Annotated in this window: 10 protein-coding genes, 1 tRNA gene and 1 pseudogene; 7 read left to right on the top strand and 5 right to left on the bottom strand. The window is 56.5% G+C overall.

Features of this window, described 5'->3' with window-relative positions; all coding sequences use genetic code 11:
* Positions 1-24: 24 nt before the first annotated feature.
* The 4 genes from rpsA to aroA form a co-directional block, all read right to left on the bottom strand.
* On the bottom strand, positions 25-1,728 hold the full coding sequence (rpsA, locus tag FBZ99_RS31695; RefSeq protein ID WP_112722941.1) for a 30S ribosomal protein S1: 1,704 nt from the start codon (positions 1,726-1,728) through the stop codon (positions 25-27).
* A gap of 180 nt (positions 1,729-1,908) precedes the next feature.
* Positions 1,909-2,541: a (d)CMP kinase gene (gene cmk / locus FBZ99_RS31700; protein ID WP_113332410.1), complete on the bottom strand. Its 633-nt coding sequence runs from the start codon at positions 2,539-2,541 to the stop codon at positions 1,909-1,911.
* Between the two features lie 14 nt (positions 2,542-2,555).
* Positions 2,556-3,206, bottom strand: coding sequence for an FMN-binding negative transcriptional regulator (locus FBZ99_RS31705; RefSeq protein WP_113354152.1), 651 nt, complete (start codon positions 3,204-3,206; stop codon positions 2,556-2,558).
* A gap of 95 nt (positions 3,207-3,301) precedes the next feature.
* Entirely contained in the window at positions 3,302-4,651 is a 1,350-nt protein-coding gene (gene aroA, locus FBZ99_RS31710; protein WP_113397470.1) for a 3-phosphoshikimate 1-carboxyvinyltransferase, read from the bottom strand.
* 273 nt (positions 4,652-4,924) lie between these two features.
* Between aroA and FBZ99_RS31715 the strand changes: the two genes are divergently transcribed.
* The 7 genes from FBZ99_RS31715 (at position 4,925) to FBZ99_RS31740 (ending at position 8,154) form a co-directional block, all read left to right on the top strand.
* Positions 4,925-5,305, top strand: coding sequence for a TIGR02300 family protein (locus tag FBZ99_RS31715; protein ID WP_095436113.1), 381 nt, complete (start codon positions 4,925-4,927; stop codon positions 5,303-5,305).
* Between the two features lie 151 nt (positions 5,306-5,456).
* A tRNA-Ala gene (locus FBZ99_RS31720) sits at positions 5,457-5,532 on the top strand.
* A 117-nt stretch (positions 5,533-5,649) separates the two neighbouring features.
* Complete coding sequence (locus FBZ99_RS31725) at positions 5,650-6,024, top strand: hypothetical protein (RefSeq protein WP_113397385.1); 375 nt, start codon at positions 5,650-5,652, stop codon at positions 6,022-6,024.
* A 28-nt stretch (positions 6,025-6,052) separates the two neighbouring features.
* Positions 6,053-6,355, top strand: a complete 303-nt coding sequence (locus tag FBZ99_RS31730) for a hypothetical protein (protein ID WP_113397386.1) — start codon at positions 6,053-6,055, stop codon at positions 6,353-6,355.
* A gap of 375 nt (positions 6,356-6,730) precedes the next feature.
* Positions 6,731-7,267, top strand: coding sequence for a hypothetical protein (locus tag FBZ99_RS33310; RefSeq protein ID WP_162751071.1), 537 nt, complete (start codon positions 6,731-6,733; stop codon positions 7,265-7,267).
* Positions 7,254-7,670: a helix-turn-helix domain-containing protein gene (locus tag FBZ99_RS31735; RefSeq protein ID WP_173002588.1), complete on the top strand. Its 417-nt coding sequence runs from the start codon at positions 7,254-7,256 to the stop codon at positions 7,668-7,670. The genes FBZ99_RS33310 and FBZ99_RS31735 overlap by 14 nt, the downstream gene beginning before the upstream one ends.
* Positions 7,663-8,154, top strand: a complete 492-nt coding sequence (locus FBZ99_RS31740) for a hypothetical protein (RefSeq protein WP_145637055.1) — start codon at positions 7,663-7,665, stop codon at positions 8,152-8,154. The genes FBZ99_RS31735 and FBZ99_RS31740 overlap by 8 nt, the downstream gene beginning before the upstream one ends.
* 178 nt (positions 8,155-8,332) lie before the next feature.
* Here FBZ99_RS31740 and FBZ99_RS31745 read toward each other — a convergent pair.
* Positions 8,333-8,635 (bottom strand): annotated as a pseudogene (locus FBZ99_RS31745) (phospholipase D-like domain-containing protein); the annotation flags it as partial.
* Between the last annotated feature and the right edge of the window lie 440 nt (positions 8,636-9,075).

The raw sequence follows: 9,075 nt of genomic DNA on the forward strand, positions 1-9,075 counted from the left end.
TTGTTTTCAGGCTTCGACCGAGGATTATTCGGCGTTGCGGTTCTTCAGAGCCGCACCCAGGATGTCGCCGAGCGAAGCGCCCGAGTCGGAAGAACCGAACTGAGCAACGGCTTCCTTCTCTTCTGCGATTTCCAGAGCCTTGATCGACAGCATGATCTTGCGGTCCTTCTTGGAGAAGTTGGTGACGCGAGCGTCGACAACCTGACCAACCGAGAAACGCTCCGGACGCTGTTCGTCACGGTCACGCGACAGATCGGCGCGGCGGATGAACGAGGTGATGTCTTCGTGGTTGACGAGCTTCACTTCGATGCCGCCGTCGTTGACTGCGATGACTTCGCAGGAAACGACTGCATTCTTGCGCAGGTCGCCGGAAGCAGCAGCTTCACCAACCGAGTCCTTGCCGAGCTGCTTGATGCCGAGCGAGATGCGTTCCTTCTCGACGTCGACGTCGAGAACGACAGCCTTGACGACGTCACCCTTGTTGTACTCTTCGATGACCTGCTCGCCCGGACGATTCCAGTCGAGGTCGGAGAGGTGAACCATGCCGTCCACATCGCCGTCGAGGCCGATGAACAGGCCGAATTCGGTCTTGTTCTTGACTTCGCCTTCGACTTCGGTGCCAGCCGGATGGTTGCGGGCGAATGCTGCCCACGGATTTTCCAGCGTCTGCTTCAGGCCGAGCGAGATACGACGCTTGGTCGGATCGACTTCGAGAACGACGACTTCGACTTCCTGGCTCGTGGACAGGATCTTGCCGGGGTGAACGTTCTTCTTGGTCCAGGACATTTCCGAGATGTGGATCAGGCCTTCGATGCCCGGCTCCAGCTCGACGAACGCACCGTAGTCGGTGATGTTCGTGACCGTACCGGAGATCTTCTTGCCTTCCGGATACTTGGCCTGGATGCCATCCCACGGATCGCTCTCGAGCTGCTTCATGCCGAGCGAGATACGGTGGGTTTCCTGGTTGATGCGGATGATCTGTACCTTGACCTGCTGGCCGATGGACAGGATTTCCGACGGATGGTTCACACGGCGCCATGCCATGTCGGTGACGTGCAGCAGGCCGTCGATGCCGCCGAGGTCAACGAACGCACCGTAATCGGTGATGTTCTTGACGACGCCGTCAACAACCTGGCCTTCTTCGAGGTTCTGAACGATTTCAGAACGCTGCTCGGCACGGGACTCTTCCAGAACCGTACGACGCGAAACGACGATGTTGCCGCGGCGCTTGTCCATCTTGAGGATTTCGAAGGGCTGCGGGTTGTGCATCAGCGGGGTGACGTCGCGGATCGGACGGATGTCGACCTGCGAACGCGGCAGGAAGGCGATAGCGCCGTCGAGATCGACGGTGAAGCCGCCCTTGACCTGGTTGAAGATGACGCCTTCAACGCGCTCGCCAGCTTCGAACTTGGCTTCGAGCTTGATCCAGCTTTCTTCGCGGCGAGCCTTTTCGCGCGAGAGAACGGCTTCGCCAAGCGCGTTTTCGATACGCTCGACATAGACTTCGACTTCATCGCCAACCTTGAGCGTGCCGTCCTTGGCGCGTGCACCGAATTCCTTCAGCGCGATGCGGCCTTCGACCTTGAGGCCGACGTCTACAACGGCGACATCCTTTTCGATGGCGGTGATGATGCCCTTGGTGACATAGCCTTCAGCCAGATCGTTCTTGGCAAAGGATTCTTCAAGAAGGGCCGCGAAATCTTCGCGAGAGGGGGAAGTTACAGACATAAAATCTCCTGGCGTGTCCCGATCATGCAATCTGGACACTGATGCGCCGGTGGTTCGCGTTGAACAGGCCTGACCCCAGTCCGCCTCCCTTAAGGAAGCTATCCGGCGCTTGGACGGAATGTCAGGCTATCTTGAAATCGGCAGTTTCCGGCGCGAGGCGCGCGAAAGCCGCTCAAATTTTCAGGCATTTCGGCTCAGAGCAGCGTCGATGATCGATTTTGCCGTCTGAAACGCCGCTTCTATACTCATTTCTGAGGTATCTAGCAAGTACGCCTCTTCAGCTGGTTTCAAAGGGCTGTCGGTGCGGCCCATGTCGCGCTCGTCGCGCCGCTTCACATCCTCGAAAATGGCATCGTAATCGGCACTGCCGCCGGCCTCGATGATCTCTTCGTAGCGCCGCTTCGCCCGGACTTCGACCGAAGCCGTCACATAGAGTTTTACCGGCGCATCCGGGCAGACCACGGTGCCGATATCACGGCCGTCGAGCACGGCGCCCGGCTTCTTCTGCGCAAAACGGCGCTGCGCTTCGACCAGAGCGCGGCGCACGGCCGGCATGACGGCGATCTTCGATGCGGCCTCGCCGATCTCGTGCCGGGATAGAATGGCTCGATCGAGCCCGGCGAGATCGACCTTGCGCGCCATGCCTTCGGCAATTGCTTCGTCGTCGAGCGGCAGTCCGGCATCGAGCAGGGCCTTGGCGGTGGCGCGATAGGTGAGGCCGGTATCGAGATGATGATAGCCATAGGCCTCGGCGATCCGACGTGCCAGAGTTCCCTTACCGGCAGCCGCTGGTCCGTCGATGGCGATGATCATGTCTTCTTCCGTCCCTACCCGATATCTCGTTTTTTGCTGTAGCGACGCACCAGATCGGCCATCTCGGCGGCATCTGTTCGATCGATTGCGCCAAGACCTTCGGCCACGCCCTGTCGGTCAGCCAGCGGCCGGTTCTGGCTCACCTTCCATTTGCCGTCAATCGTCTCGATGTCGATTTCGATGCCGACAATGCCCTTCAGCTGGGCGGCAATGAACTCTGGCGGCGCATCTTCCACCGCCCAGGGCTGCGCACGATCGCTCTCGTTCTCGCCGGTCAACGCGCCGATCTGCGCGCGCAGCCAGGCGGGGTCGTCGATCGTTCGCGCGCTCCCGCGCACCTGCACGATCGCATAGTTCCAGGTCGGCACCACTTTGCCGGTCTCCCGCTTTGTCGCATACCAAGAAGGCGTGATATAGGTATCGGCGCCCTGGAAGACGACGAGCACGGGCGCGCCGGCCGCAATCTCCTTCCACTGGCTGTTCGCCCTGGCAACATGCGCCTGCAGCGTTCCCTTCGGCGAGAGCTCGGCATTCAGGTGAAATGGCACGGCATTGGCGATCAGCCCGCCGTCACCAGCCGTGATGAGCAGCCCCAGCGGATGCGCGCGGATCAGCTGGTGCTGCGTGTCGAGATCGTCTTCGCGGTGATGGGGCGGCTGATACATGGCGTCGGTCCGTTTGCTGTGCCATTCCCAGGGAACCCTGCCGGGAAACCCTGTGTGACAAGGCTTCGAATGGCCAATGGCACGGTCTACCGGGCTTAAGTTTCGATCGTCGCGCCCAATCTTGTTATCATAGCAAAAAAATCCGGAAAGCTGGTGGCGATCATGGCGGAATCATCGATCGTGACAGGATGTTCGCTCGCAAGTCCCATGACGAGAAAACTCATGGCGATGCGGTGATCGAGATGGGTACTCACTTTGGCACCGCCGGCGTTGCCGAGACCCTTGCCGTCAGGCCTGCCTTGAACCGTCAGCATATCTATGCCTTCGATGCAGTCGACACCGTTGAGCTTCAAGCCCTCGGCGACGGCCGAAAGCCGGTCGGATTCTTTCACCCGAAGCTCGTCCAGCCCCTGCATGATGGTCGTGCCTTCTGCAAAAGTAGCCGCGACGGCCAGCACGGGATATTCGTCGATCATCGACGGCGCGCGCTCGGCCGGCACGGTGACGCCCTTGAGCGCAGAGGAGCGCACGCGGAGATCGGCGACATCCTCGCCGCCCGTCATGCGTCGGTCGAGCATCTCGATATCCGCGCCCATCTCCTGCAGCGTCAGGATGAGGCCGGTGCGCGTCGGGTTCATCAACACGTTGCGGATGGTTATGTCGGAGCCGGGCACGATCAATGCCGCCACCAGCGGGAAGGCCGCGGAGGAGGGATCGCCGGGGACATCGATCGTCTGGCCGGTGAGCTTGCCCTGACCCTCAAGGCGAATGGTGCGGACGCCCGCCGCATCGATCTCGACCGAAAGCGCTGCGCCAAAACCGGCCAGCATTTTTTCCGTGTGGTCGCGGGTCATGACCGGTTCGATGACTGTTGTCATGCCGGGCGCATTGAGGCCCGCCAGCAGCACCGCCGATTTGACCTGCGCCGAAGCCATCGGTACGCGATAGGTCAGCGGGCTCGCTACACCTGGCCCATGTAGGGAGACGGGCAGCCGGTCGCCCGTAGCGGCGCTGACCTGCGTTCCCATGCGGCGCAGCGGATCGAGAATGCGGCCCATCGGCCGTTTCGACAGCGAAGCATCGCCGACGAAGGTTGTTTTGAAATCGTAGGAGCCGACCAAGCCCATGGTGAGGCGGCAACCGGTGCCGGCATTGCCGAAATCGAGCGGTGTCTCCGGGGCCAGTAGCCCGCCATTGCCGGTTCCGCGGACAATCCATTCGTCGTCGATCTTGCGGATTGTGGCGCCTAAAGCCTGCATGGCCTTGCCGGTATTCAACACATCCTCGCCTTCGAGCAGGCCGGTGATACGGGTTTCGCCTGCGGCAAGGCCGCCGAACATGAGGGAGCGATGGGAAATGGATTTGTCGCCGGGAATGCGTATCGTGCCGGAAAGGCCGGCCGAGCGTCGTGCCACGGCTGGTTGGGGAAGGGTATCGTGCGGCATGGGCAATTCCTTTGCGATGCCGGTATTCCATCCGCATTCTGTGCTGGCTGCGTTGCTCTTGCGCCAGATGTTCTGCGGTTCACGCCAGCTGGTTAGCACAGGCCCGTTCCCCAGTCATCCCGCCATGCGCAAAAAGCACGTGCGAGGCGGCTTGAAGTTTAGCTTTGACAGAAACGGCCGCAACGATTAAGGGGACCGGCTGATATTTCCCTTAAAACGCCGGCTTCCCCGGCATTGCCGAATTTTCATTCGGCCATTCATGAGGCTTTGACAGTGGCGAAAGCGGAACTTGGAACAAAACGTACCGACCCCGATACCGGCAAGAAGTTCTATGACCTGAACCGGGACCCGGTGGTCTCGCCCTATACCGGCAAGTCCTGGCCCTTGTCCTTCTTCGAGGAAACCTCCGCTTCCAAGGAAGTTCCGGAAGAAGACGAAGTGGCCGAAGTCGATACCGAAAACACGGAAGTCGAGCTGGTCTCGCTCGAGGATGCCGACGATGCTGCCGGCGGCGATGACATTCCGGATATTGGCGATGACGACGTCGAAATCGGCGACGATGATGACGACACCTTCCTCGAAGCCGACGAAGATGAAGATGATGACGACATGAGCGACATCATCGGCGTCACCGGCGACGAAGACGACGTCTGATCTGAAAGACAGTCGGCCCGGTGAAAGAAAAAATTTCCCGGGCCGAATTTTTCGGCTTGCTATCTGTGAAAACCACAAGTAATAAGCCGCCACCCCGACGGGCGAAGCGCTCGGAAGGGACCCAGGGCCGGTCAAACGGCACCATCTTGATGGGGCTATAGCTCAGCTGGGAGAGCGCTTGCATGGCATGCAAGAGGTCAGCGGTTCGATCCCGCTTAGCTCCACCAAATTTTCCTAGAAGAATCAGTTGCTTATGAATTCGTAATTTTTGCCCGTCTCCTTTTGCATCTGCGGGGAAGCACGGGGGAAGCGCGAACTAATCTCGTTCTCGAGAGGACGGTACTATGACGCTTATCATCACTACAGCGACTGGTTTCGATCGAGATCTGGGCGACGGCTTCAAGCTGAATGTTATGGCGTCCCCGTCACCCCATCCCACCTTATTCGTCCCTGCTGGACATAGTGATGAAGAATCCGGAGGGTGGCTTCTCGGCGAGCTTGAAACAAATCTTCACATCGTAATCCAAGAGAAGACTGCGAAAATCGCACCTTATAGGGCCGAATACCCGAGCTGGTGGCTTATTTTGCCTGACCATATCGCTTACGGGATGGATGATTTTGAACTTTCGTTGTTTGTGGCTCAAACACAGGTCACACATTCCTTCGACAAGGTTATTCTGCTTGATCCGAGAAACCATTTGAGAGCCGTTGAAATATAGAAAATTGCTGCAAACTGGAGACGCCACGATGCTCGACGAAACGAGAGAATACTTGCTCGACCACCGCGACAAGCTGCTGTTCCAGATCAAGCAGGCCAATTACCATCTGCTACGCCTAGAGGCTGACGCGATCAAAATCATCAACAACAGGGCATCGCTGCCGGCGGCCGATATCGCCATCATTACCGAGGACTTGGCCCACCACCTGAAAAGTCAGATCGAGCCGCTGGGCTGGGCAATCGACCATATCGACCATGAGCTAGAATATCTGGACGGCGATGATGAATTTGAGCCGTTCATGGGGCGCAGGGCCTGTTCGGGTAACGCCTGAATATCTTTTACTCGTTCGTCCTATCGACGGCTGGCGCTGACGCGAAACCGGTAACTGTAGCAACCCGCTCGGATGTCAAACCGGAAGGCCGCATCCCGTTCTAAGCTTAGGCCGGATTGCCTTTAGAGCCGCGATAGATGTGACCGAAGCCGGATACGTTTCTACGTGAGGATGAAGCGGCCAACATACTTGACTGTTCGTCATTACTTGTTTCAATTTACAACCCAAAATCGAACCTTATGATTCTTGGTTAACACCTTCTTCACTGATGGGCCGGGCAGAAAAGGGTCAATTTTTAAGCCGCGCTGTTTTCCGAGACTACTCCAGAATGAACATAGGTCACAACTTGAAGTCAACTATTTGGGGCAAGCATAGTTGACTTATAAGGCAACCGAACGCATATTGTATCAAGCCGTGGATACGGGGCGCCTTGTAGCAAGGGAACCTCTTAGGCAAAGCGCATCCGTGCGAAGGCTGTTCGTAACACCTGATGTCAATAGGATTCTGGATGGTGATGATGAAAAATTCAAACATCTTCCTATGGTGGAAACGGAAGCGATCATCGGCCGGTTTTGTGCGGGCCATTTGGTCACCGCAAGCCTCTCTGGAAATGGGGCGGCAAAGCCCGATTTTGAGAGACTTCAGGGCCTAGACGAAGTTTGGGCCATTTGCGCCAGAAAGCCAAAAATGTGGCAGGTGCGAATTTTTGGCCGCTTTATTTCCAAAGGAACCTTCATAGGTCTCGGCTTGTACGAGCGCATACTCCTGGGGTGGCGCGAAAATTACAATGCCGTCGCATCTGATATTCCGGCCCTTTGGAACGAGGTACTTGGTAATTGCGTTCGATATGACGCAAATACAGTTGATGAATATTTTGGTGGGGTTTACCGCGATGTCGATGACAAAGACTGACAAGATTGCGAAGGAATATCAGCGCGAAATGCTGAAATCAGCTTTCGCTAGCCTTTTCTGGTCTGTCATATCCAAGAAAAAACAGGATGGCGGCAGCCTGAAAGGCCTTGCTGACAAGCTTTCGATAAACAAGTCAGCGGTATCCAGATGGTTTTCTGGTAAAAGCCCGAATTGGGAACTGAACACCATTGCGGATATAGCGGATGCGCTTGAACTGGATATCCGAATTGCAGCGGTGGACAGAGCCACTGGTCAGATGTTCACGTGCTCAGGTGAGGTGGTGAAAATCCATGCTGCAATTAGCACGAGGTCAAATGTCGTAACGATGGATAGTGGGCTACGTGTTTGGTCCAGCACTACTGGTAACCCGGTGGAACTTCGTGGGACGAAAGTCGGTGCCTGAGATAGACCCTTTCAAGCCTCATGGCTTCACAATCTTCTGTGAAGATCTGCGCGAGGAGACTTCTGGCCAAACAACGTACGTTGGAGTGTACGGCGATGCCATGTTCATTGGTCAGCCGCTCCCAATCCAACTCAATCAATTATGTATGGCGGTTCATTTATTTGATGAACCAAGAGATCACCCCGCGCACATCGTAATTAAAGTAGCCCATCCTGGCGAAGATTTTGATAATCCTACTATTTCTTTTGAGATCGAGCCAGAATTTAAGCTCCTGAGCCTTCCCGAAATAGGAGATCATCCTATTCGACCTCGGGCGCATGTAGTTGTTAAGATGGGGGGAGCACCCTACCCAATCACTCGGTACGGGCGAATTCGTGTAGCTGCTATATGGAATGGCAATTTCGTACCATTAGGATCACTGGCTATCGCGCCATCGCCAGAATCCAACGATGCAAACGAGCGAATACCCATTAAAATAAACTAAATTCTAGGACCGGAACCCGCTTCGGCGGGTTTCTTTTTGTGCGACCCACTTTTCAATGTCCAAGCCCTCACGGCTCCACAACCGGCATCTGGAAAATGCTCTTATAAGGCTTCCCCTGCATATCCTCAAGCTTTGAGCTACGAAGTCTTCAGGACGCTCATCGCGCGGAAAAGCGTCCTTAGTTTATTGCTCCCTCAAACGTCCGCGAAACTCTCAACCTACTATCCCAATTCGCTAGATACTCGCGCGCCAGTTCGCGGCTGTCCGTAAACGTCACATTCTCTGCATTCCGCTTCTGTGCTGCGGTCGTGTAATTGTACGAGCCGCCTATGGTCAGGTGTCCGTCAATCACGATGATCTTGTTGTGGGCTATCGCCGGCTCGAAATCGATCCACACCGGAACGCCGGCGGTTTCGAGCAATGTCGCGCCGGAATATTTCCTCTCATTCGTCTTGTCGAGGATCGCAAGCACCTCGACGCCCCTGCCTGCAGCTCGTTACAGCGCGTGGATAATCGGAAGGGACGTAAAGCCGTAAGCCTGAACGTGAAAGGATGACCGAGCTCCGTCGATCGGAGCGATGATCTTGGCCTCGCACTGTTCGCCAGGTGTGAAGCAGACGGAGATTTTCGCCGCAACTGGCTGCCCGGCAAGTGTGCTTGAGGCGGTCACGAGCAGAACGATAAGGGTTGTGATAGATCTGAAACGCGGAAATCCCTGCATTAGAGGCCCAGGCGATGAATTGATTTCGCGTAGACGCCCAAGCTTGTACCCCTGCCTTCCACTACAATTTGCATGCCTGGCTTCAGCGGTTGCCGTAAGTCATTCGTAAGCGCGATTTTCCCCGCACCTTCTGCAATTGAGTGAGCTTTGGCATGAGGTGTCCACCAAAATAGGTGGACACCAAGTGATGGAAGAAGGTC

It is taken from the genome of Rhizobium sp. ERR 1071 (assembly GCF_007828675.1).
Lineage (GTDB): Bacteria > Pseudomonadota > Alphaproteobacteria > Rhizobiales > Rhizobiaceae > Rhizobium > Rhizobium dioscoreae.